This is a genomic window from Pseudarthrobacter sp. MDT1-56 (assembly GCF_059383555.1).
This window is the reverse complement of record NZ_JBWZCK010000009.1, coordinates 129,079-153,004: the sequence shown is the minus strand read 5'-3', so window position 1 is coordinate 153,004 and position 23,926 is coordinate 129,079. Positions and strand designations below refer to the sequence as shown.

The following is a 23,926-nucleotide window of genomic DNA, read 5'->3' as shown; positions in this document are numbered from 1 at the left end:
TGGCCCGGGCGTGGCGCTGACTGACCGGTTCCCGAGGCACATCTTCACGACCCGCGGCTGGGGCCTGCTGGGCGCCGGCGTGGTGTTCCTGCTGGCAGCCCAGGTGATGGGGCGCCGGGACCTGCTGGCGCTGGCCATCCTGCTGATTGTCCTGCCGCTGCTCTCGCTGGCCGGCACCCGCGTGCTCAAACCGAATTTCAGCGTCTACCGGGAGTTCAGCCCTGCGAGCGTCGAAACAGGGGCGACGACGACGGTCCGGCTGGCGGTCGCCCGGACCGGAACCGGTTCCGGCCACGCGCTGATGGAGGAACGCCTGCCCGCCCGGTTCGGGGAATCCCCCGTGTTCCGGTTCCCCTCGCGTTCAGCCGCGGGCGGGTCCAGCCGCTACGAATACCATCTGCGCTCCGGGAAACGCGGCCAGTTCCTGATTGGGCCGGTCACAGCCGAGTTCAGCGACCCGTTCGGGCTGTCCCTGCACCGCCACGCCATCGACGACGGCGACGTCCTCACCGTGACGCCCGCCGCCGTCGAACTGCCCGCCACCGGGCTGGCCGGTGCCAGGGGGCATGACGGCGTCACCGCCACGCGCATCCGGGCCAACCCCAGCGACGACGACGTCATGACCCGGGAATACCGTCACGGGGACCCGATGCGCCGTGTGCACTGGGCCGCGACGGCACGGCACGGGGAACTGATGGTCCGCCAGGAGGAGTCCGTCACCACCCCGGAGGCGACCATCATCCTGGACCAGCGGCTCTCGGCCTTCACCCGCGGCGCCTTTTCCGCCGGCTCGACGTCGCCTCCCCTCCGCCCCGTCGGCACCGGAACTGAACACCGCGGCCCAGACCACCGCGGCGCCCCCGTGGCAGGCGGCCACGAACTCCTGACCAGCGACACCTTTGAATGGGCTGTGACAGCCGCAATGTCCATCGGTGCGCATCTTGCCGAGCGCAACTATGCGCTGCGGTTCCTCGACGCAGCCGGTGAGCCCGCGTTCCGGCATTCGCCCTCGGCCCCCGAGCCGGAGTCCGAAGAGTACAACGGGGCGCCCGGGCTGCAGTCCGTCGCCGAGAGCCTGGCCGCGATACAGCTCACCGGTCCCCACCACAACCGCAGGGACTCGACGGAGGCTGCCACTGCCCGGACGGCCGGCCGACGGCACCACTCGGGCGCGGAGGCCGGCCCGCAGCCGTTCGACGACCGGCTGATGGACAAGCTGGCCGCCCACCGGATGCGGGGGCCCGTTCTGGCTATCCTGGGAAACCTCACGCGGGCTGAGGCCCGGGCGCTGTCCCCGGGTGCCGGCTTTGCGGCAAACGCGTTTGCCCTGGTTGTCACGGAACGCACCGGGGATCCCGATGAGGTGCTCGCAGCCCTCCGGCTCGGCGGCTGGCGCGCCGTAGCCGTTTCCCCCTCGACGCCGCTGCCCGCAGCGTGGACTGCCTTCGACGACGGCGGGACCGCACCGCTGGCAGCCGCCGCCGATGTGCGGCGCGGATCGGGGGTCCGGCGATGACACTGACACCGCAGCGAAGCGCCGGCGCGCCCGCCGGACCGTCCGGGGCGGCCGGGGACCACGGCCCGGGATCCCCCCGTCCGGACTCCCCGGGGGATCCGAGCGCCCGGAAAAAGACCGGCACACAGCCGTGGCTGATGGCCCTCGCGGTGTCAGTCGCCGTCGCCGGTGCGGCCCTGAGCCTTAATGGAGTGCTGCGGGGATGGGCGTGGTACTCCCCCGTCCTCTCGACGGTCCTCACCGTGGCCTTCACTATGGCAGGACTCCGCGCGATCCGGTGGCGCAGCGTCTTCGTGACCGCCGGTGCGCTGGCGGCGCTCGTGCTGATCCTGACCTTCACGTTTTTCCGCCCGCACAGCATCCTGGGGTTCCTTCCCTCCGGTGCCACCATGACGCAGTTGGGCCGGTACCTGCGCCGGGCCAGTGAGACGGTCCTCGCGGAAAGCGCCCCGGTGGCGCCCAATGCCGGCATCGTCCTGCTGGTCTGTGCCGCCTTGGGTCTGCTGGTGATTCTGGTCGACGCCCTCGCCTATCCCCTGGCCTTGCCGGCGACGAGCGGACTCGGGATCCTGGCCATCCTCATCGTTCCCGCCATGATCAAGCCGCAGAGCGTCGGCGTGCTGGGCTTCGCGGCGGCCACCGCGGGCTACCTCATGATCCTCGGCTGCAGCCACTGGTTCGCGCCCGACGCGCGGACCGGAGCGGACACCGCACGCAACCCGGGCCAGTTCCGGCGCGGCGCCCTGACCGGTGCCGTGGCGCTGACCGTTACCCTGCTGCTCCAGCTTGTGATCCCGGGCTTCGAGCAGGGGACGTTCCCGCAGGGCTCGCGGCTGAACCCCTTCGGCCCCGCCTCGGGACTAAACCCGATGATCAGCCTCGGCAACAGCCTGCGCAGCCCCACCGGTGACGGACGGATCACCTTTGCCACCAACGCGCCCACCACCCCGTACCTGCGCTCCGTCACCGTGGACAGTTTCAACGGCGACAACTGGGCTCCGGATGATCGCGACAGCACCCGCCGGCTGGGCACGGGGAGGATGGAGTCGGGCTTCGAGTCCGCCGCCACCGAAGTCCGCGTGGTCACCGCGGTCGACACCGGCCAGTTCACCAGCCCCTACCTGCCGGCGCCCTACGCCCCGGAGGCCGTCAACGGCCTCACCGGCCGCTGGAGCTGGGATCCGGCCACGCTGAGCATCAAGGGGGTCGACGCCAACTCCCGCAACCAGCAGTATGTGGTGCTCTCGGCTGCCCCCCAGCTCACCCCGGACCTGCTGGCGCAGGCCACGGGGCCGGTGGAGGGTGTCCCCGAACAGTTCATCCGGCCGCCGGACAACGTCCCGGAGATCGTGCGGACCACCGCCCAGGCCGTGACCGAGGGCAGCACCACCGCCTACGCGCGGGCCATGGCCATCCAGCAGTACCTGCGCTCCGCCGAATTCACCTACTCGCTGCAGTCGCCGGTGCAGGGAGGCTACGACGGCAACGGTTTGTCCGTCCTGGCAGACTTCCTGAACCAGAAGAGCGGCTATTGCATCCATTTCGCCTCGGCGATGGCGGTGATGGCGCGGCTGGAAGGAATCCCCAGCCGCATTGCCGTCGGCTACGCCCCGGGCCGGCCCACCGGGGCGACCGTCTCAATTGGGGGCCAGGGTGCCCTGCCTGAATATGAGGTGGATGCCCGGGACGCCCACGCGTGGCCGGAACTGTATTTCCAGGGCTTGGGCTGGGTGCCTTTCGAACCAACCCCCTCGCGCGGCGTGGTTCCGTCCTATGCCGCGGCAAACCAGGCTCCCAGTGGCGCCAGCACGAATGAAAACAACGATGGACTCATTCCGAGCAACAGCCCGCTTCCCACACCGTCGCCCAGTGTCGCGCCGCTGCCGCTCCCAGGCGCTGCCGCCCAGCCGGACGCGGCAAGGGTATTGCTGCCCGTGCTGTACGGCGCCGGCGCGGTGCTGTTCCTCGGGTTGCTGCTGGCGTCCCCGCACCTGGCGCGCGGTGCACTGCGCCGCGGCCGGCTGAACGGTTCCGGGGTCGACGGCTCGGCGGCCTCGCGGGCCTGGGCGGAACTGCGCGACCTCACGACCGATTACGGCGTAGCGCCGCAGACCAGTGAGACGCCACGCCACTTCTCGGAACGGCTGCGCCGCGAGGGAGCCCTCGGCGAAGAGCAGGGCCTGGACGCGGACGGCCATCAGGCCGTCAGGTCCTTGACCGCGGACTTCGAGCGACGGGAATACGGCCGCCCACCGTCCGGGCCCGGGGCCGGCAGCGCGGAAGCATCAGCCGTTCCCCTGATCGCAGCAGTCCAAAGCTCGCTGCGCGCCCATGCCCGGCCGCTCGCGCGGTTCCGCGCGGAGTGGCTGCCGCCGTCGATCCTGGCCGTCTGGCGGCGTGCGGCGACGGCACCGTTCCGCGCCGCCCGCCGCGCAGCACAACGCACCCGGCGCGGCCTCGCCACGGCCCGCTCAGGGGCCCGCGAGGCACTGCGCCGGGTACGGCGGGCAGGCCGGAGCTGAGACCGCCCCGGCCTGCCGGGGTTGCTCCTAGCCGGCGTACGGGTCGGCGATACCGATGTACTGGGTGTAGAGGTATTCCTCGATGCCTTCGAGGCCGCCTTCACGGCCCAGGCCGGACTGCTTGACTCCGCCAAAGGGAGCCGCGGCGTTGGAGACCACGCCGGCGTTCAGGCCCAGCATGCCGGTCTCGAGGCGTTCGCCCATCCGGATGCCCCGGTTGAGGTCCCTGGTGAAGACATAGGCGACCAGTCCGTACTCGGTGTTGTTCGCCAGCCGGACGGCCTCGTCCTCGGTGTCGAAAGTGATGATCGGCGCGACCGGCCCGAAGATCTCCTCGGCCAGGATCCGGGTGCCCTCGGTGACGCCCTTGAGGATGGTGGGCTGGTAGAAGTAGCCCGGACCCTCGACGGCGGCGCCGCCGATCACCGCGACCGCACCGGCGGACACAGCATCGGAGACCAGTTCGTGGACCTTGGCGCGGCTCTTGGCATCGATCAGCGGGCCAACCTTGGACTCCGCCTCGGTGCCGCGGGCCGTGGTCATGTCTGCCATCTTCGCGGCGAACTTCTCCGCGAACTCGTCGGCGACGGACTCGTGCACGATGAACCGGTTCGCGGCGGTGCAGGCCTCGCCCATGTTCCGCAGCTTCGCCAGCATCGCCCCGGCGACGGCGGCATCGACGTCGGCGTCCTCGAAGACCACGAACGGGGCGTTGCCGCCGAGCTCCATCGAGGTCCGCAGCACGTTTTCGGAGGCGTCCGAGAGCAGCCGGCGGCCCACCTCGGTGGAGCCGGTGAAGGAGAGCTTGCGCAGCCTCGAGTCCTTGATCAGCGGCCCGGTCGTGGCACCGGCCGTCGAGGTGGGGATGACGTTCAGCACGCCGGCCGGCAGCCCGGCCTCCATCATCACGGCGGCGAACAGCTGGGAGGTCAGCGGCGTCAGGTTCGCGGACTTCAGCACCATGGTGCAGCCGGCGGCGACGGCGGGGGCGACCTTGCGGGTCGCCATGGCCAGCGGGAAGTTCCACGGCGTGATCAGCAGGCACGGGCCCACCGGCTTCTTCGTCACCAGCAGCCGGGACTTCCCGTCCGGGGACACCGAGTAGCGCCCGAAGGCCCGCACGGCTTCCTCGGAGAACCAGCGCAGGAACTCCGCGCCGTAGGTAACCTCGCCGCGGGCCTCGGCCAGTGGCTTGCCCATTTCCAGCGTCATCAGCAGCGCGAAGTCCTCGGCCCGCGCGGTCACGAGCTCAAACGCCCGGCGCAGGATCTCACCGCGCTCACGGGCCGGGACCTTCGCCCAGGACTCCTGCGCGGCGGCGGCCGCGTCCAGGGCGGCCGCCCCGTCCTCGGGTCCGGCGTCGGCGATGCTCAGCAGGACCTTGCCGGTCGAGGGGTCCTCCACCTCAAAGGTCTTCCCGGACGCGGCCGGGCGCCACTGGCCACCGATCAGCAGACCGGTGGGAACAGAGGCCAGCAGGGCGCTCTCGCGCTCCGCGGTAACAATGGGCTGGGCAGTTACAGTCACGGTTGACTCCCTCGTCAGCGATTCGGGGTGGATTGGATCGGATTCAGCGCTGTTCCACAGACCTTGAAAACGCGTCTCTGAAACGCGCTGATTACTGCCACGGTACTGCCGCGTTCTCCGGGCTGTCTACGCATGTCCGCACTACGTCGATCGGGGTTCGCTGTGCAGCTGCACAGCGACGGCCCCGCCCGGAGACCGGCCTGCCTAACGGGCTGCCAGCACCGCGGAATACAGCTCCCGCTTGCTGACCCGGGCGTCCTCCGCCACGGCCGCAACGGCTTCCTTGAGCCGGATTCCCTGCGCGATGAGCGCGTTGACGTCGGCCACGTGGTCTGCCGGCGTGCCCGGCTCCCGCTCTGGGGCGCCGCCCACGACGACGGCGATCTCGCCCCGCACCTCGTTGGACTCGGCCCACTCCAGCAGTTCCCGCAGGGTGCCCCGGATGACTTCCTCATACGTCTTGGTCAGTTCCCGGCAGACGGCGGCGCGACGGTCCGCGCCGAACCGCTCACGCAACGCGCGGAGCATCGGCTCCAGCCGGTGCGGGGCCTCGAAGAAGACCATGGTGCGACGCTCGGCGTCGAGGTCCGCGAGGCGGGAGGCGCGTTCGCCGGCCTTGCGGGGCAGGAACCCCTCGAAGCTGAAGCGGTCGGTGGGCAGGCCGGAGAGCGCGAGTGCGGTGAGGACCGCGGACGGTCCGGGGGCGGCGGTGACGGTCAGCCCGGCGGCCACCGCCCCTTCGACCAGGCGGAAGCCGGGGTCCGAGACGGACGGCATCCCGGCGTCGGTCACCATCACCAAGGTCTTGCCGGAGCGGACCTGGTCCAGGAGTTCGCCGGTCTTGGCGGCCTCGTTGTGCTCGTGGTAGCTGATGATCCGGCCGGCGACGGTGATTCCCAGATTCTGGACCAGCCGGTGCAGCCGCCGGGTGTCCTCGGCGGCGACGATGTCCGCCGTCGTCAGCAGCTCGACGAGCCGGTAGGTGGCGTCTCCGACGTTGCCGATCGGGGTTGCCGCCAGCACGATCCGGCCGGGTCCGCCGCTTTGGGGAAACGGTTCCGGTTCCGGCTCCGGATCCGTGCCGGTCGGACCGCCGGGTCCGGGACGTGCGCTCTCCTCGAGGTCGTCCGCCAGGCCCAGGTTGTCGCCGGGAAGATTCGGGGAGGTGCTGAGTTTAGGGTCCACAGGACCAGCCTACTGCTGGCACGGGCCACGTGCCGACGGCCGGGCCTGCCCCGGGCGGGGACGGGACCGGGGCGGCCAGGCCGGGGACCACAGCCGCAAAAGGTAGCATGGGCATCGTGACGCAGACCCCCACGCGGCCCGTCGAAGCCGGTTCCACCGGATCGGCGCCCCCAGCCCCCCGCACCGGACGCAACCTGGAGGGGCACCGCTGGGTCAGCCGCCCGGCGGAGGCGTTCACCCCCGACGCGCTCAAGGATCGCCTGATTGGCAGCATCCGGAGCTGGCGGGACTATCCGCCCTCGCTGCGGCTGTGGTTCTGGCTCATTCCGGCCATCACCGCGGCCCTGGGCGGCGTCCTGCGCTTCGTCCGGCTGGACACGCCCCGCAACCTGGTGTTCGACGAGACCTACTACGTCAAGGACGGCTACTCGTTCCTGGTCAGCGGCTACGAACGGGCGTGGCCGGACAAGGCCAACGACGCCTTTGTTGCCGGCAATCCCGGGGTGCTGCTGGAAGGCCCCGAGTACGTCGTCCACCCGCCGGTCGGGAAGTGGATGATCGCCGGCGGCATGTGGCTCTTCGGCCCGGACAATCCTTTCGGCTGGCGGTTCGGGGCGGCCCTGACCGGCACGCTGTCCATTTTCCTGCTGGCCCTCATCGCCCAGAAGCTCTTCCGCTCGCTGACCCTCGGGGCCGTGGCCGGTGTGCTGCTGGCGGTGGACGGGCACCATCTGGTGATGTCCCGGACCTCCCTGCTGGACATCTTCCTGATGTTCTGGATCCTTGCCGCTTTCGGCGCCCTGCTGATGGACCGCGACGACGGCCGCCGCCGGCTGGCCGAGCGGCTCGGCCGGCTGGCCGCAGCCTCCCCGGACGGACGTCCCAGCCTGCTCCAGCTGGCGTCCGGCCCCTGGCTGGGACTCCGCTGGTGGCGGCTCGCGGCGGGTGTCTGCCTGGGACTGGCGGTCGGCACGAAGTGGTCCGCCCTGTTCTTCCTGGCCGGGTTCGGGTTGCTGACGGTCTTCTGGGACCTGAGCGCGCGCCGGATCGCCGGAATTCATGGCTGGATCAGCGGCGGGATCCTCAAGGACGGGATTCCCGCTTTCGTCAGCATCGTCCCGGTGGCCGCCCTGGTCTACGCCGCCTCCTGGACCGGGTGGTTCCGGTCCACGGACGCGTACTTCCGCAACTGGGCCGCGACGGTTCCGTCGGCGGAGTGGGGCTGGCTGCCGAACTCCGTCCGGTCCCTGGCTCACTACCATCTGGAGGCCTACAAGTTCCACCAGGGGCTGAGCGCGGAGCACCCGTACGAGGCCAGCGCCTGGAGTTGGCTGGTGCTCGGCCGGCCCACGTCCTTCTTCTATGAATCCCCCAAGCAGGGCAGCCCGGGGTGCGATACCAGTAGCTGCACCACGGCGATCCTGTCCGTGGGCAATCCGCTGATGTGGTGGGGCGCCGCCGTGTGCCTCGGCGTGCTGCTCTTCTGGTGGGCCGGGCGGCGCGACTGGCGTGCCGGGGCCATCCTGGCCGCCGTGGCAGCCGGGTACCTCCCCTGGTTCCTGTACCCCGAACGCACCATGTTCTATTTCTACGCCGTGTCCTTCGAGCCCTTCCTGGTGCTGGCCCTCGTGTACGGGCTGGGCCTCGTCCTGGGGCGGCGCACGGATCCGCTGTGGCGGCGGCGCTCCGGGCTCTACCTCGTGACGCTCTTTGTGGTCACCGCCGTCGTCGTCTCGGCCTTCTTCTATCCGGTCTGGACCGCCGAGACCGTTACCTACCAGGATTGGCGGTTCCGGATGTGGATGCCGTCCTGGATCTAGGGCAGGATTGCAGGGGACGTCCACCGGCATCAGGCGGACCCGGAACGGAGAAACGGCTGTGAGAGAAGCAAGCACCGGACTGCTCATCGAGCTCGATCCGGGCAGCAATGTGACGGACCTGCTGCTGGAGCAGCACGCCAAGGATCCCGTGCATGCGCTGTACTCCCGCAAGGGACCGGCCGGCTGGGCCGACGTCTCCGCGCAGCAGTTCCTGGACCAGGTCCGGGCGCTGGCCAAGGGCCTGATCGCCGGCGGCATCACGCCCGGGGAAACCGTGGCGGTCATGTCCGGCACCCGCTACGAGTGGACCGTCGTGGACTTTGCCATCTGGTTCGCCGGCGGCGTCCCCGTACCCATCTATGAGACGTCCTCCGTCAGCCAGATCGAATGGATCCTGCATGACTCCGGCGCCCTGCGCATCTTTGCCGAAGACGAGGCAAAGGCGGGGCTGGTCCGTCAGGTCCTGGACAGCTCCGGCCTGCTCGGTGGCACCGTGCTCCCGGTGGTGCGGATGGACTACGACGGCGCCGCCCCGAACCTCGCCAGCCTGGCAGCGGCAGGCACCGGCGTCGGCGACGCCGAACTCGAACGGCACCGGTCCACGGCCGGGCTCGCGGACGTTGCATCCCTCGTCTACACGTCCGGCACCACCGGCCGGCCCAAGGGCTGCGAAATCACGCACGGGAACTTCGCCCTGATAGCCAAAAACATCGTGCTGTTCCTGCCCGAGATCCTGCGGCAGCCCCGCACCAGGACCCTGATGTTCCTCCCGCTGGCCCACGTCCTCGCCCGTGCCGTCCAGGTGATCTGCCTCAGTGCCGGGACCACCGTGGGCCACACCGCCAGCGCCAAAGAGCTGCTGGAGGACCTGGCCAGCTTCAAACCCACGTTCCTGCTGGTGGTACCCCGGATCTTCGAAAAGGTCTACGCCGGCGCCGCGCACAAGGCGGCGCTTGCCGGGAAGGAACGATTGTTCGGGTCGGCCGCCGCCGCCGCCGTCGACTACTCCAAGGCCCTGGACGCCGCCGCCCGGGGCAACGGTCCCGGCCCCGGACGGGTGACCCGCGCCAAGCACGCCCTCTACGACCGGTTGCTGTATCCCAAACTGCGCCAGGCCTTCGGCGGCCAACTGGGCTACACCGTCTCGGGGGCCAGCCCGCTGAGCTCCCACGACGCACACTTCTTCCGCGGCGCAGGCATCCCCGTCCTCGAGGGCTACGGCCTCACCGAAACCACAGCCCCGTGCACGGCCAACACTCCGACGCGGACCAAGGTGGGGACAGCCGGCATCCCGGTGCCCGGCACCACCATCCGGGTCGCCGAGGACGGCGAGATCCTGGTCAAGGGCATCGGCGTCTTCAAGGGATACCACAAGAACGCCGCAGCCAACGCGGAGTCGTTCGTGGACGGGTTCTTCCGCACCGGCGACCTCGGGTCCCTCGACGAGGACGGCTTCCTGACGATCACCGGGCGGAAGAAGGACCTGCTGGTCACCGCCGGCGGCAAGAACGTCGCCCCCGGACCGCTGGAGGAAAAGATCCGCGAGCACGAACTGGTCCTCCAAGCCGTGGTGATCGGGGACGGCAGGCCGTTCGTGTCGGCCTTGATCAACCTGGACCCGGAGGGCCTGGAAAACTGGTGCGCCGTGCACAAGGTTCCCGCGATGAGCCCGTCCGAGGCCCGCGGCAACGAGCTGGTCCGCGTTGCCCTGCAGCACGCGGTGGACGAGGCGAACGCCCTCGTGTCCAAGGCCGAGTCCATCCGCAGCTTCGTGGTATTGGACGCCGACTTCACGGTGGAATCCGGGCACCTGACGCCGTCGCTCAAGCTCAAGCGTGCCGCCGTCGTGCGTGACTTTGAGGGGCAGATCAACGGTATCTACGGCTGACGCCGCGGCATCACCTCGGACGCAAAGAAGCGGCCGGCACCTCGGTGCCGGCCGCTTCTGCGTTCCTGTCGTCCGGGGTCAGCGGCCCTAGACGGCGCTCGAGTGTCCCCGCACGCCGGTGTCTCTCGTCCCGGTGTCGTTTGTCCCGGTGTCTTTTGTGCCGGTGCCTGCTGCGGCGGCGTCGGCCGGGGCGGATGCCGCCGCGGCGGGAGCATCGCCGGCTTTGCCGGACCTGTTCCGGCGGAAGAGGGAGCGCTTCACGGGTGCAGCCTCGGGGGACGCAGTCTCGGTGGGAGCAGCTTCGGTGCCCGCAACACCACCGGAGGCGGCCTCGGTGGAGGCTGCCTGGGTGGAGGCTGCCTGGGTGGAGGCTGCCTCGCCGGTGTCAGCCCCAGCGGCTTTTTCCCCGGCCGGGTCCTGGACCGCTGCGCCGCGCTTCGGCAGCCCGCGGCGTTTGCGCGTCGGCCAGGTGAGGATCAGGGTGACCAGCGATGCGAGCAGCACCAGACCGGCGATCACAATCCCGCCGTCGACCCAGAACTGGGCCGGGAAGAGCCGGATCAGGGTGTCCTGCAGGGAGAAGGTCCACGTGCCGCTGGCGAAGAAGACGCTGTGGAACTGGGCGAAGAACGCCTCCCAGCCAAGCACCGCCAGCACACCGAGGCTGATGATGATCACGAGGGTGATGATGGAGCCGGCGAACAGGCCGCGCCGCACTCCCCCGGGGCTGCGGCGCCGCAAGTAGATGATGGCGATCAGGCTTAGCAGGATGAGCAGGACACCGGCGCCGAAGGCGGACAGGATAACGACCTTGACGTCGGCCATGTGGCTGACTTCGCCGTCCTCGAACAGCCGGTCGCCGCCTCGGTGGACCAGTTCGCCCAGGTAGCGCGGTCCCGCCCAGTTGCTGAGATAGTCCACAGCATAGGAGCCGTAGGTCATGCGGTCGTCGGTGCTGAAACCGTAGCCGTCGCCCGGGAAGCCGGGCCGGTTGTACTCCACCCAGAGGAACAGGGGGCTGGCGACGGCCCGGACGGCCAGCACCAGCAGGATGATCGGGAAGCACACGGAGAGCAGGACCTGCATCACGCGGGGGATCACCGGCTTGGTGTTCAGCGCGTGTTCACGTTCGGCGTTCCGCCGCTGTACCTCCTCCTCCGGGGGCCGGACCTGCAGTGCAGAGGGGGGCAGCGGCTCGCTGAAGTGGGTGGCGTTTTTCCTGGGTGCCGGTTCGACGGCGGCTTCCGCAGCCTTGCGGTCGGCGCGCGACAGCGGCTCCGGAGTGCCGCCGGCGGCCGGTGCGGCCGTGCTGCCGGCACCCGCGGCAGCTGTGCCTTCGGCACCGGCTGCGGCTGTGCTGTCGGAGGCGGCGGCACGCTGCTCCGTGGGCTTTGGCTTCATCCAGTCGAACGCGGGCTCGTCAGCGTCATCGGCCGGATCCAGCTGCGGATCCTGTCGGTTCGGAGGGGTGGGACTTGAGTCAGTCACTGCAGCTTCGCTTCCGTAGGTGTCCGCGCCGCCGGCCGGGGCCCGGCAACGCTACATATCTGCTTCCGAGCCTACCGCCAGAGCCTCGGAGTGGGCGAGATGCCACACCCCGGGCAACGCGGATTCAGGGACGGGGATTCAGGCCCCGGGATTCCAGCGTCGGTCTGGGAGCGCCCGGCCGCCGGGTTGCGGTCAGCGCTTGGCGTACTGCGCCCAGGGGATGTTCCAGTCGCCGAAGCCTTCGAGCGGTTCCACGGCCGGGGCACCGGTGTTGAGGGTCTGGACGAGGTCGCCGGTCTTCATGTTGTTGAAGAACCAGGCGGCGTCCGCCGGGAGCAGCCCGACGCAGCCGTGTGAGACGTTGGACCGGCCCACCGCGCCCCAGGCCGATTCCAGGGCCTGGTGGACGTACACGCCGGAGCTCGTCAGGCGGTTGGCGTACTCCACCGTCAGGGGCGGGTAGTAGCCCTTGTCGCCGGGCTTGAGCCCGATGCTGCCGGCGTTGAAATCGGAGTGGCGTTCCTGCTCCATGATGACGGCGAAGCCGGTTGGGGAGAGCCAGTCGGCGTCCCCCAGCGTGACCGGAGCGGTCTTGACCAGTTGGCCGTCGAAGTACACGTTCATGGTCTTGGTGATGTCATCGACGACCGCTAGGCGCTGCGGCCCGACTTTGAAGGAGACCTTGGTGTCGGAGTTGCCGATCATCTTGTTGCCGAAGTCGACGCCGAAGAGTTTCAGGTCCACGGTGATTTCGCTGTTGGAAGCCCAGAACGCCTCGGGGCGGATCCGGACGCGGCGGTCCGAATACCAGCGCCACGCCACGGCCTGGCCGGAGGAAGCCGTGACGGTGACGGCCTTCTCCATGGCTTCCTTGTTCAGCACCGGCTCGCTGAAGACGATCTCGATCGGCTGCCCGGCGCCGACCGTGGTGCCGTTGACCGGATACACAGCGGCGTCTGCCTCGTTGGCTGTGGCCACGGTGGCGAAGGTCTGGGCCTTCTTCGTCTCGCGTCCGGCCTGGTCGACGATGGTGAAGCTGTATTTGTACTTCGTGTCGAATTCCAGCGGATCCTCGGCGGTCCAGGTCGCGCCATCCGGGCTCGTGGTTCCCGGCACGGGGTCGCCACCGGCGGCCGGGACCAGCACGACGTCCTTCACGACGCCGTTGACTGCCTTGACTGAGGGGGCGGCGGCGGGGTTGACGCCCTTGGCACCGTCGTTCGGGGTCACGCCGAGCTCAACGAGCTTGACGACGGGGGCAGCGAGGCCGGACACGTTCCGCATCGGAGCCGACGCCTCGGAGGGCATGTCGGCCTGGGCCCAGCCCGGTGACGTGGCGACGCCGATGCCGCCGGCCCCCACAACTGCGCAGATGGCAAGGACGGCCAGCATTTTCCCGGTGTTGCGGGGACGGTGTCCCGGCTGCCGGCGTCGACGCCCGCTGTCTTCTGTCACTGCCATTTCCCGTGTTCCCCCACTGTTTCCCTACAAACCCACCTGTGAGTTCACGATCTCCCTATGCCAGCATAAACGAAGTGTCACCTCGCGCCGGCCCCGGCTGCGCCACGATCAGGTCACAAAAGGGGCCCCGGACCGTGGTCCGGGGCCCCCTTCGCTGCGGGAACGGCGGGATCTGCGGCGGCCTCTGCCGCTGTCCCGGCGGTTCCTAGTAGCGGTAGTGGTCCGGCTTGTACGGGCCGGATACCTCCAGGTCCAGGTACTCGGCCTGCTCCTTCGACAGCTCAGTCAGTTCGACGCCGAGGGCATCCAGGTGCAGCCGGGCAACCTTCTCATCCAGGATCTTCGGCAGCACGTAGACCTGCTTGTCATACTCCCGTTCCCCTTCCGGCTGGTCACGCTTGGTGAAGAGCTCGATCTGCGCGATCGTCTGGTTGGCGAAGGAGTTGCTCATCACAAAGGACGGATGTCCGGTGGCGTTGCCGAGGTTCAGCAGCCGGCCCTCGGACAGCACGATGATGGAGCGGCTGCCCTCCCCTGTGGCGGGATCCGCCGCGAAGACCCACTCGTGCACCTGGGGCTTGATTTCGACCTTCTTGATGCCGGGGATCCGGGCCAGCCCGGCCATGTCGATCTCATTGTCGAAGTGGCCGATGTTGCCCACGATCGCCTTGTCACGCATCCCGGCCATGTGCTCGGCCATGATGACGTCTTTGTTGCCGGTCGTGGTGATGAAGATGTGGCCCTCGCTGAGGACGGATTCCAGCTTCGCGACCTGGTAGCCGTCCATTGCTGCCTGGAGGGCGCAGATGGGATCGATTTCGGTGACGATAACGCGTGAGCCCTGGCCCCGGAAGGCCTCCGCCGCGCCCTTGCCGACGTCGCCGTAACCGCAGACGACGGCGACCTTGCCGCCCATCAGGACGTCGGTGGCGCGGTTGATGCCGTCGGGCAGGGAGTGGCGGATGCCGTACTTGTTGTCGAACTTGCTCTTGGTGACGGAGTCGTTGACGTTGATCGCCGGGAACAGCAGCTTGCCCTGCTCCGCGAGCTGGTAGAGGCGGTGCACGCCGGTGGTGGTTTCCTCGGTGACGCCCAGCAGGCGGGAGCCGATCCGGGTCCACTTCTGCGGATCCGCCTGCAGCGAGGCGCGCAGCACGTCCAGGAAGACCCGTCCTTCCTCGGACTCGTCGTCGGGGGTGGCCGGGACAGCACCGAGCGCCTCGAAGTCGGCGCCCTTGTGAACCAGCATGGTGGCGTCTCCGCCGTCGTCAAGGATCATGTTCGGGCCCAGGTCCGGGTTGCTGTCCGCACCGGGCCAGGTCAGGATCTGTTCCGCGGTCCACCAGTATTCCTCCAGGGTCTCGCCCTTCCAGGCGAACACGGGAACACCCTGGGGGTTTTCAACCGTTCCGTCGCCGACCACAACGGCGGCGGCGGCTTCGTCCTGGGTGGAGAAGATGTTGCAGGAGGCCCAGCGGACCTCGGCGCCGAGTGCCGTCAGCGTCTCGATCAGCACGGCGGTCTGCACCGTCATGTGCAGGGATCCGGCGATCCGGGCGCCCTTGAGCGGCTGGCTGGCGCCGAACTCTTCGCGCAGGGACATCAGGCCGGGCATTTCGTGCTCGGCTAGGCGGATCTGGTGGCGGCCTGCCTCGGCCAGGGAGATGTCCGCAATCTTGTAATCGAGAGTCATATGAATCCTTTTCTGTGGCCGGCGGGCAGGTCCGGGACCTGGCTGCCTGGGACGAAAGTGGAGGGACTGATCAGTGGCTGGAAAGTACTTCGGAGCCGAACGGCGCAGCGATGGGCCGGCGGCCTAGCCGGCGGTGTGCGGTGACGCTGCGTCGGCCCGGCCTGAATCCGGCTGGCCGGGCTCGCCGGCGTCGTGCTGGAAGGCAGGGGCCGCAGCGGCGGCCGGGAGCAGTTCCGGCGGGAGCAGCAGGGGGATGCCGTCCTCGATCGGGTAACGCAGCTTCACCCCGGCGGCGCCGGCCGCAGTGGTGACGAGCTCTTCGCCGTCCTGCACCAGCGGGGACCCGGTCACGGGGCACCTCAGGACAGACAACAGTTCGGGACTGATCTTCGGCATGGTGAACGCTCCCTGGTGGACGCCGCAGCAGGCGCCGGTGGCTTACGGATTTTGCAGTTCCCAGCCTACCGCCAGTTCCGGCTTACGAAGGTTCGCGCAGGACCCGCAGATGCCCCCGGCGGGTGCCCTCGGCTGCGGCCGGAGCTTCAAGGGCGGGGTGGACACTGCGCTGGCCCTGGCCGGATTCCGGCGCGGCGGGCCGGACGGCCGCCTCCCGGACAGCATTGGCCAGGGCGAGGAGATCGTCGGGGCCGGGACCGGCGGGGTTGGCAGGCATCGCCAGCCGCAGCACTTCCCACCCGCGCGGGACGGTCAGCGACCCGGCATGCTGTTCACACAAGTCATAACAGTGCGGTTCGGCATAGGTTGCCAGCGGGCCCAGAACGGCGGTGGAGTCGGCATAAACGTACGTCAAAGTGGCCACCGCTGAGTTGCGGCAGGCTGACCTCGAACAAAGACGAATTGCACCCACGACACCACAGACTACTCCCCCGGGCCGCCGGGCACCGCACGGCACGCTGACGGCGGGTCGGACGTTCCGTATCGCGTAAACCATTCGCCGGGTTTAGAGTCGAGATATGCAGTCATCGCACCAAGATCCGGGTTTTACGGTCCGCTTGGCTGAAACCGGCACCGGACGTCACGACGCCGCGGTTACCGCGGGCGGTTCGGGCGGCACCACGGTGCCGCGGGGCTTCCGCCAGCGGCGGAGGAACCGGCATGGCCGCGGGCTACGGGGCGAGCTGATGCTGCCGACGCTGCCCGGTTACCGCACCCGCTCGGATCGTTTCGACGACTTTGTCCTGGACTCGGCCGAGCGGCTGCACGACATCTGGGGCAAGCCGCTGGACGGGGTCCGGTTCGCCGTCGACGAGATTCCGCCGGGGCTGGAGCAGCTCGTGGCGGACCGCGCTCCTTCCCCCATGGGCTCTTACTCCCCCGCCACCGCGGAGGAGGGACCGGTGATCACCCTTTACCGCCGGGTCGTCGAGCAGGCCTGCGGCAGCCGCGAGGAACTCCAGGACCTGGTCCATGACGTGGTGGTGGAGTACACGGCCGAGATGCTGGGCGTGCCGCCCGAGTCACTCGATCCTGTCTACCGCCGTCGCTATTAGGGCCGCTTCCTGGAAACGGTCAGTAGCTGAGCGTGACTGGGACCTGCTCCTGGCCCGCCGCCCCGGGGGCAATGGCGACCGTTGAGATGTCCTGCTTGCCGTCCTGCTGCAGCAGGACCGCCCCATAGGCGGGATCCCCTGCGGCGGACACGAGGTAGCCAACCAGCGGCGAGCCCTCGACGTCGGACGCGATCCTGATGGACGCTGTGGTGCCGCCGGCGATGTCGGCGGCCGCGGCCGCGTGGATCTTGCCGTCCGCCGTGACCGGGGTGTAGGTAATAGTGGCCCGGCCCTCGGGAGCACCGAAAATAAGGTAGCGGTCACCTGAGCCGGGGACCGGAACGACGTGCTGGCTCCCCAGCCGCGCCGAGGCCGGTGACCACGCGAAGTCGGAGGCGTCCTCGGCCTTGAGTCCCCTGGTGACGCGGGCTGCCGCGGTGAAGGAAACGTCCGAGCTGACGGACACGGTGTAGGGCCCGGCCGGCACGCCGGAGAGCGGGACCTCGGTGACGGATCCGGCCTTCGCCGTGACCACTCCACCGCCGGGCAGGGCCTTCTGGCCGTCCCGTCCGAAGACCTTGACCGCGATCACGGCATCGGCGGAACCCGGCACCGTGAGCTGCAGGGCCGGTCCGGCATCCGCGTAGCCGGACTGGCCGGTGAGCCCCGCCAGGCCGGCGGGGTCCTGGATGTCGACGCCGGAGATCACTTGGCGCAGGGCCGGTGCGGTGGCCGGGGCGATGAACTCGACGCCGCCGGGCATCAGTCCCCGCAACACGCTTTGCTGGATGTGTGCGGCCACCGGCCCGCCGGCGCTGCGGACCCGGACGCTGAGCCGCTCCTGCCCCGGGGCAAGGCCGGCAAGGATCACGGAGCGGGTGGTGCCGGGCGCGACGAGGAGTCCCCGGCTGCCCGGGGCCTGGATCAGGCCGTCGGCGCCGAAGAGTTCGAGGCTGACCGTGGCAGGGCTGCTGGAAGCGTTGCTGAGCTTCAGCACGGCCGTCCGGCCGAGCGCGGTGTTCGCACCGACTAGCCAGAGGTCATTGCCGGGTTGCTGGCAGGCTGCGGCCGCCGAACCACGGAGGTCGCCGTCCTCGGCGGTGTAGCGCATGACGGCGCCCGCGGAGGGCTGGCGGTCCGCCTCGGCGTCGGCGCTCAGGACGGCCACGTCGTCGACACCCTGCTGGGACACGATACCGGCCAGCGGCGCGGCAGCCGAGGGCCTGGGCGTGGCCGGGCTTTCGGACGCCGGGGCGGCTTTGGCAAGTTCCACCAGGGTGCTGCCGGTCAGCGAGGCGAGCCTGCTGCCGGGCAGGACACCTGCACTGGAGCCCAGCACCAGGGCGTTGACGTCGCTCCTGGCGGTGGCGGACTCCGGGCTGAACTGCGGATCGGTGCCCACGGGGGCGCCCTCGAGGAGCCGGGCCGGGCCCGGGCAGACGCCGACGCTGCTGCCCGCGGGAACCGCCGCCAGGGGTGCCGCGATGGGCCGGCTGCTGCCGGGGCCCTGCGGAGTCAGCGCCGTGGCGGACACGAGTCCGCCGCCGGCAGCGACGAGGACGACGGCGGCGAGGACGCCGCCCAGCCGCCGTGCGCGCGCACGCCCAGGTAGCTCCGGGAGCAGCGGCACGGCTGGGGCGTCGTTGGCGGATTCGTCGGGGAAGTCGTCCCTAGGCATGTTGATGTTCCTTACGCAGGGAGCCCTCGTCCCTGGAGAGGCCGGTATTCGGCCGACGGGCAGGCATGGGGATGGCCAGCAGGACGGTCAGGCCAATGACGACAGCCTGGGCAACGCCCGTCCAGATGGCCCAGGGAGCTTCGTAGCGGAGACTGAACTGCCCGCCCTCGGCGGGCAGGGTGAAGGCCTGCGCCCAGCCGGAGGTGGTGGCGGTGAGACGGCGGCCGTCGAGCCAGGCGCTCCAGCCGGGATCGGCGCGTTCGGCCAGCACCACGAGGCGTCCTTCCGGCCCGGCGGGCACCGCGGCGTCGGCGGACACCGCCTGGGACGGGACCAGCCCGACCGTTGCGCCCGCACCGTCGACGATCCGCACGCGGTGCGCGACGGCGGCGGCCTCGATGACGGGCTGGTTCAGGGGGCTGATCCGCCAGAGCCAGCCGACGTCGGTCTTGCCGACGCCGACGAGGCCGGGGACGGCGTCCATCCGGCTGGCGGTCAGCTGGGCCGCGGTGTCGACGGACCGCAGGACCACGAATCCGACGCCGAGCTGCTCGAGCTCGGCACGGGGATCGACGCCCTGGCCGGCCACGATGGTGGCCACAACGTTGCGCAGCGAGGCCACGACGGCATCGTCGTCACGGACCGTCTCCTGGCCCGGCTCCCCCATGATCGGGCGGGCGGCGGCAATCGTGGACAGGGAGTCCAGGGTGGTACCGGCGCCGCGCATGAGCGCGGCGTCAAACGTGCCGTTTTCACCGGTGGAGATGATGAGGGTGCGGGACTGTTCCGGCCCCTCGCCGCGGTCGATGGCCGTTGCGGGGAGGGTCCGGGGCTCGGCCGGCCGCACCAGCTTGCTGGCACCCAGGGAATCCGTGCCTGGCGCTCCGGCAGCCGGCGCGGAGTGCGGCAGGACGTTCTGCGCGGCCCACACCGTCAGGCCGGCCACCGGTCCGGCCAGGAGCAGGATCATGGCGGTGACAGCGATGCCGCGGATCAGGATCCTGCGGCCCGTCGTTGCGGCGGCGGCCCGGTCGGCGGAGTCCAGCAGGCCGGCCGCGCCGAGAAGGGACGCCCCCAGGAGGGCAAAGGCCGCGGCCGACACGGCCGGTCCGGTGAAGGGAGTGACCAGGACGTCGGCGCTGACCCCGGTGGCGACCTGGCTGCTGAGCCAGCCGCCGGACAGCAGCAGCAGTGCCGCGGTCCAGAGGGCGCGGGCAATCCGGGGTGGACGGCCCGGCAGGAACAGGGCAGCCACGGCCAGGAGCAGGACGGGCAGTCCGATCAGCAGGGCGAGCAGGAGTGCCCACGGCACGGCGGACTCTGCCCCGAACACCGGAAGGCCGGTGAGGCCGCCGTCGGCCGCGAAGCGCAGCGGCTGGCCCAGGACCTGCTGCCACAGCGGTGCCGCATCAAAGCCCAGCGGCAGGCCGGGGTCTGCGAGCAGGGCGCGGGGACGGTCGATGGTGGAGGCCAGGAACGGCACGAACAACGCCAGGGTGGGGAGCAGTGCCCACCACACGGTGCGGCCGCGACGGCCCAGGAGCGTGCCGCACAGTGCCACCAGCACAACGCCGGGCAGCAGCAGCGAGGGCGCCGCCGCGGTCACGACGGCCAGCGCCAGCCCGGCCGCGGCGGCCGCGGTCCAGGAGGGGGTGCCGTTGATGCCGGGTTTCACCGGAGGCGCTTCGGTGAACCGCCGCTCGCCGGGGGCGGGCACGGCGTACCGCCCGCGTCCGGCGGCAGTGCCGGTGGCCCGCAGCAGGGCCAGCACCAGCAGCGGCATCATGACGTGGGCGACCAGGGCGCCGACGCGTCCCTGGTTGAGCGCCACCTGCAGGGCAGGCGCTGCGGCCCAGAGGAGCGCGGCGGCCAGCCGGAGCCGGCGGCGCTGCGTGAGCGCACCGGCGGCAAACCAGGCGCCGAGCGCGGAGAGCGGCATGGCCAGGATAAGCAGTGCGCCAATGGCGCTGTTGGCGTTGCCGCCGCCGAGCACACCGAGGGCCCACAGCACGTAGCCGAAGGGGTCGCCGTGGCCGGGAAGGCCTGCGCCGAGAGTGCTCCACCAGCCGGAGGCATGGTTCCAGATCTCGCCCAGCCGCAGCGAGAGCGGAATAATCGCGCCGCCGGCGACAGCGTCGGCCCGGAACAGGCTCAGCAGGCCGATCACGGAGGCCGCGGTGGTGAGCAGGATGGCGAGCAGCGCGCCGTTGCCCACCCAGCCCCGCTCGGAGGTGGTCAGTGCGGCGAAGTCGTCCGCCGAGTCGCCGGTGGGCTGTTCGGCCAGCAGGTCGTCTCCGCCCGGGTTTTCCCCGGAATCATCCGCCCCAAGGGCTTCCATCAGTGAGCGGCGGTGCGCCCAGACCTCACGCCTCGGGGTCTGCAGCCCCTTGATGACGGAACGCCGGATGCGGCGCGTCCGGGCAGCGTTACGCCGGCCCCGGGCCACGGCCGCGGGACGTGAGAGTGCACCGAATGTGGCCAGGAGCTGCGAGAAACCGTGCCCCGGATCCTTGACCGCGATACTCAGGACCAGCTTGAAGATGCTGCCCAGCAGGGCTCCGGCCGCGTGCAGCGGCACCTTCCAGGCGGGGGCGTGCTTGAGCCGCAGATGCACCTGGGCCTTGCGGGCCGCGGCCGCGTTGCCGAGGGCGTGCGGGCGGTGCGAGACGTGGAACATCCTGGCGCTGGGGACCACCACGACCCGGTGTCCGGACAGCCGGTTGCGCCAGCAGAAGTCGACGTCGTCACCGCTCCCCGGCAGGGCCGGGTCGAAGCCGCCAAGCTCCTCCCAGACGTCGCGGCGGACCAGCATGCCGGCGGAGTTGACCGCAAAGGTGTCGCTGCGTCCGTCGTATTGTCCCTGGTCGAGCTCGTCGGCCTCGATGAGGGTCAGCCGCTCGGCCCAGCGGCTGGTGGAGAGTCCGACGTCGATCAGCCGGCGCTCGGAGTGCCAGTCCAGCTGCTTGCAGCCCGCCACCGTGACCGACGGCGCGCGTTCGACGGCGCGGAGCAGCTCGGCGAGGGCCTCGGGCGCGGGGGCGGCGTCGTCATGGAGCAGCCAGATCCAGTCGACCGCGCGGCCGGCTGCACCCTTACCGGACCTGCCGGCGCCGTCCCACGGGGCGAGGGCACTGAGGCCTGCCTGCACGGCGGCGCCCATGCCACTGCGGGCCTGCTCGAAAACGGTGACGTTGGCGGTGCCGAAGGCCTGTTCGAGGAGTGTCGCCGAATGGTCACGGGAACCGGTGTCAACCCCGATGCAGGTGTCCGCGGGCCGGCTTTGAGCCGCCAGCGCCGTGAGGGTCCTGGGGAGAAAGTCACCGCCGTCGTGGGAAACCACGACGGCGGTGACTCGTACTTCCTGAAGAATTAGATCGCTCGCTTCCTAAGCCGGCGCCGCTCGCGCTCGGAGAGGCCACCCCAGATGCCGAAACGCTCGTCGTTGGACAGGGCGTATTCCAGGCACTGCGAGCGCACGTTGCACGCCCCGCAGACTTTCTTGGCGTCGCGGGTGGAGCCACCCTTCTCGGGGAAGAATGCCTCCGGGTCGGTCTGGGCGCACAGCGCGTCCGTCTGCCAGCCCAGCTCGCCTTCGTCGTCGAAGTCCTGCTGGGAGGGCAATCCGATCCATACCGGCTGCGTGGTGGTGCCCGCGTGGAGGGTCTGGAGTTCCATCGGCGGATCGTTAAGATCGTTGTCCTGGTCCGGACCTGACAGGAGTTCGTCGTGCGCCGCGAGGAAGGCGGTCGCCTGGTCCTGCAGTGTGTCTTTGGTGTGTTCGTTGTAGCGGTCCGCCGCGTCCGGATCGGCCGGATCGACATACCAGTCGCTCGGCACACCGCGTGAACGGTATTTGGCCGTGGCCTGCCCAGCAACGACGGCCTCTTCATGGATACGCTCTGCTAGCCCCATTGGCGTTCCTCTCTGATTTTGCAGCCTTTGCCTGACCCGTGGACACTCGGTTGAGTTTCGGTTTCCGCACATCGGCCTTCGATACCTAATTACACGTGTGTAAGTATCCTTCAGTCAAGCCGCGGCGGAGATAATAATCAACGTGAGGCCCAAAGCGGAGGCACGCCACGCCCGGGATTTTCGCGCAATACCCCGGAGATTGCGCGAAATAATCAGGGTGCTGAGCACTTTTGAAAAATTTAGCTGAATTTCCGGGGAACTTCCCGGCGCGTTGCAGGATACCTGCCGACCGGCACCAGGCTACCTATGGCGGAGATCACACCCGTGGCCGCCGTGGCAAGATGAATCCATGAGTATCCCGGCAATCGACCTGATGACAGCCCTGCGTTCCGGCCACTCCACCTCCCCCCGGCTTACCTGGTACGGACCGGAGTCCGAGCGGGTTGAGCTCTCCGGACGGGTGCTGGACAACTGGGTGGCGAAGACCAGCAACCTTTTGCAGGACGAGCTCGACGCCGAACCCGGGACGCGGTTGCGGCTGGATCTGCCGGCCCACTGGAAGTCCGTGATCCTCGCTCTCGCCGCCTGGCAGCTCGGCATGGAGGTCGTGTTCGACGATGCCGGGGCCGAGCTGCTGGCCACCGGCGAGCCGGGCCCCGGGGCGGCGCAAGGGGCTTTCGACGCCGTCCTGGCCGTGGCGCTGCCGGCGCTGGCAATGCGCTGGCAGGGCGAGCTGCCCACCGGCGTCGTGGACTACGCCGCCGAGGTGCGCTCCCACGGGGACGTCTTTATGCCGCACGTGGATCCGGAAGCGTCACGGCGTGCGGTCACGGCTGCCGCAGGGACGGAACACACCCACGGGGACCTGCTGGACGGCTTCGCGGCCGCGCACGACGAAGGGGTACGGCTGCTGGTGACCGCCGGGGACGGCCTGGAGCCCGCCCTGGCCCAGTGCCTGGGCGCCTGGAAGAGCGACGGTTCAGTGGTGCTGGTACACCCGGACGTCACGGTGACGGAGAAGCTGCTCGCGGACGAGCGCATCAACGGCAGCTGAGCCGGGGGTGCAGCTGAACCGGGTGGGAGCCTGCCGGCTCCCCCTAGGCCGGTGGCCCCGGACGTTCAGAGTTCTTGACGGCGGGATCCTTGACGGCGGGACTGCGCTTGACGGCGGAGCCGGGTTGCGTGTGCGGGTGCCGTTCGATGATTTCGTGGTCGTGCGAGAACTCCGGCTCTTCGTCGAGTTCCTTATTGAAGACCAGGAAGCGGTAGGCGAAGAAGCGCACCACCGTCGCGACCAGGATGCCAACGATCCCGGCGGCGAACAGCATGTTCTTGTCCGTGACGCCGAAGCCGTACTTGGCGAGGGCGGTGAATCCCGTGGAGATGCCGATGCCGATGCCGTTAATCAGGATGAACATCCCGAACTCGCGGAGCACGTTGTCCTGGCGGCGGTGGCGGAAGGTCCAGAAGCGGTTCGCAATCCAGGAGAAGACCGTCGCGATGCTGGCGCCGACAAAGCGGGCCTTGGCCTCGCTGTCGGTCATCGGACCGTGCATCAGGTAGTACGTGAGTCCGTTATCGATGATGAACGCAACGCCGCCCACCGCACCGAACTTGGCCACTTCGCGCCAGAAGAGCGAGGCGAGCCCGCGCAAGCGCTCGCTGAGTGTAGTAATCATGACCCTCCGTGGCCTTCTTGAACTGTCGGCCAGTGGGCCAACGGCC

17 protein-coding genes are annotated in these 23,926 nt (G+C 69.8%); 6 read left to right on the top strand and 11 right to left on the bottom strand.

Annotated elements, in window-relative coordinates; all coding sequences use genetic code 11:
- The first annotated feature begins 10 nt into the window (after nucleotides 1-10).
- Together AC50YC_RS13925 and AC50YC_RS13920 are read left to right on the top strand one after the other, a co-directional pair.
- Nucleotides 11-1,516 carry a DUF58 domain-containing protein gene (locus AC50YC_RS13925; RefSeq protein WP_494954088.1) on the top strand — a complete coding sequence of 502 codons (1,506 nt, stop codon included), beginning with the start codon at nucleotides 11-13 and terminating at the stop codon, nucleotides 1,514-1,516.
- Nucleotides 1,513-4,038: a transglutaminase TgpA family protein gene (locus AC50YC_RS13920; protein WP_494954087.1), complete on the top strand. Its 2,526-nt coding sequence runs from the start codon at nucleotides 1,513-1,515 to the stop codon at nucleotides 4,036-4,038. Before AC50YC_RS13925 ends, AC50YC_RS13920 begins: the two co-directional genes overlap by 4 nt.
- A 27-nt stretch (nucleotides 4,039-4,065) precedes the next feature.
- On the opposite strand, the gene AC50YC_RS13915 is transcribed toward AC50YC_RS13920, so the two are convergent.
- Nucleotides 4,066-5,565, bottom strand: a complete 1,500-nt coding sequence (locus AC50YC_RS13915; RefSeq protein WP_494954086.1) for an NAD-dependent succinate-semialdehyde dehydrogenase — start codon at nucleotides 5,563-5,565, stop codon at nucleotides 4,066-4,068.
- A 204-nt stretch (nucleotides 5,566-5,769) separates the two neighbouring features.
- On the bottom strand, nucleotides 5,770-6,591 hold the full coding sequence (gene rsmI / locus AC50YC_RS13910) for a 16S rRNA (cytidine(1402)-2'-O)-methyltransferase (RefSeq protein WP_494954154.1): 822 nt from the start codon (nucleotides 6,589-6,591) through the stop codon (nucleotides 5,770-5,772).
- A gap of 266 nt (nucleotides 6,592-6,857) precedes the next feature.
- Here rsmI and AC50YC_RS13905 point away from each other — a divergent pair, with 266 nt between their 5' ends.
- Both AC50YC_RS13905 and AC50YC_RS13900 read left to right on the top strand, forming a co-directional pair.
- On the top strand, nucleotides 6,858-8,570 hold the full coding sequence (locus tag AC50YC_RS13905) for a dolichyl-phosphate-mannose--protein mannosyltransferase (RefSeq protein WP_494954085.1): 1,713 nt from the start codon (nucleotides 6,858-6,860) through the stop codon (nucleotides 8,568-8,570).
- A 58-nt stretch (nucleotides 8,571-8,628) separates the two neighbouring features.
- Nucleotides 8,629-10,458 (top strand): AMP-dependent synthetase/ligase, encoded by a 1,830-nt coding sequence (locus AC50YC_RS13900; protein ID WP_494954084.1) that lies wholly within the window; start codon nucleotides 8,629-8,631, stop codon nucleotides 10,456-10,458.
- Nucleotides 10,459-10,545: 87 nt separating this feature from the next.
- On the opposite strand, the gene AC50YC_RS13895 is transcribed toward AC50YC_RS13900, so the two are convergent.
- The 5 genes from AC50YC_RS13895 to AC50YC_RS13875 all read right to left on the bottom strand — a co-directional run bounded on the left by AC50YC_RS13895 (nucleotide 10,546) and on the right by AC50YC_RS13875 (nucleotide 15,968).
- The gene (locus AC50YC_RS13895; protein ID WP_494954083.1) at nucleotides 10,546-11,946 is read right to left on the bottom strand and encodes a TIGR01906 family membrane protein; all 1,401 of its coding nucleotides are present in this window, start codon (nucleotides 11,944-11,946) and stop codon (nucleotides 10,546-10,548) included.
- Nucleotides 11,947-12,138: 192 nt separating this feature from the next.
- Nucleotides 12,139-13,401: a L,D-transpeptidase gene (locus AC50YC_RS13890; RefSeq protein ID WP_494954082.1), complete on the bottom strand. Its 1,263-nt coding sequence runs from the start codon at nucleotides 13,399-13,401 to the stop codon at nucleotides 12,139-12,141.
- Between the two features lie 211 nt (nucleotides 13,402-13,612).
- A complete protein-coding gene (gene ahcY / locus AC50YC_RS13885) occupies nucleotides 13,613-15,100 on the bottom strand; it encodes an adenosylhomocysteinase (RefSeq protein WP_494954081.1) in 1,488 nt (495 codons plus the stop codon).
- A 123-nt stretch (nucleotides 15,101-15,223) separates the two neighbouring features.
- A complete protein-coding gene (locus AC50YC_RS13880) occupies nucleotides 15,224-15,496 on the bottom strand; it encodes a Trm112 family protein (RefSeq protein ID WP_494954080.1) in 273 nt (90 codons plus the stop codon).
- An 82-nt stretch (nucleotides 15,497-15,578) separates the two neighbouring features.
- Nucleotides 15,579-15,968, bottom strand: coding sequence for a DUF3499 domain-containing protein (locus AC50YC_RS13875; protein WP_494954079.1), 390 nt, complete (start codon nucleotides 15,966-15,968; stop codon nucleotides 15,579-15,581).
- A 106-nt stretch (nucleotides 15,969-16,074) separates the two neighbouring features.
- Between AC50YC_RS13875 and AC50YC_RS13870 the strand changes: the two genes are divergently transcribed.
- A complete protein-coding gene (locus AC50YC_RS13870) occupies nucleotides 16,075-16,611 on the top strand; it encodes a metallopeptidase family protein (RefSeq protein WP_494954078.1) in 537 nt (178 codons plus the stop codon).
- Nucleotides 16,612-16,630: 19 nt separating this feature from the next.
- Here the strand turns inward: AC50YC_RS13870 and AC50YC_RS13865 are convergent, their stop codons facing one another.
- From AC50YC_RS13865 to AC50YC_RS13855, 3 genes are read right to left on the bottom strand one after another with little or no spacing between them, the layout of a single operon-like run.
- On the bottom strand, nucleotides 16,631-18,289 hold the full coding sequence (locus AC50YC_RS13865) for a DUF5719 family protein (protein WP_494954077.1): 1,659 nt from the start codon (nucleotides 18,287-18,289) through the stop codon (nucleotides 16,631-16,633).
- A complete protein-coding gene (locus tag AC50YC_RS13860; protein ID WP_494954153.1) occupies nucleotides 18,282-21,659 on the bottom strand; it encodes a glycosyltransferase in 3,378 nt (1,125 codons plus the stop codon). Before AC50YC_RS13860 ends, AC50YC_RS13865 begins: the two co-directional genes overlap by 8 nt.
- Nucleotides 21,659-22,201, bottom strand: coding sequence for a WhiB family transcriptional regulator (locus AC50YC_RS13855; RefSeq protein WP_494954076.1), 543 nt, complete (start codon nucleotides 22,199-22,201; stop codon nucleotides 21,659-21,661). Before AC50YC_RS13855 ends, AC50YC_RS13860 begins: the two co-directional genes overlap by 1 nt.
- 349 nt (nucleotides 22,202-22,550) lie before the next feature.
- Between AC50YC_RS13855 and AC50YC_RS13850 the strand changes: the two genes are divergently transcribed.
- Nucleotides 22,551-23,255 carry a TIGR03089 family protein gene (locus AC50YC_RS13850; RefSeq protein WP_494954075.1) on the top strand — a complete coding sequence of 235 codons (705 nt, stop codon included), beginning with the start codon at nucleotides 22,551-22,553 and terminating at the stop codon, nucleotides 23,253-23,255.
- 43 nt (nucleotides 23,256-23,298) lie between these two features.
- On the opposite strand, the gene AC50YC_RS13845 is transcribed toward AC50YC_RS13850, so the two are convergent.
- Entirely contained in the window at nucleotides 23,299-23,880 is a 582-nt protein-coding gene (locus tag AC50YC_RS13845; RefSeq protein WP_494954074.1) for a GtrA family protein, read from the bottom strand.
- Between the last annotated feature and the right edge of the window lie 46 nt (nucleotides 23,881-23,926).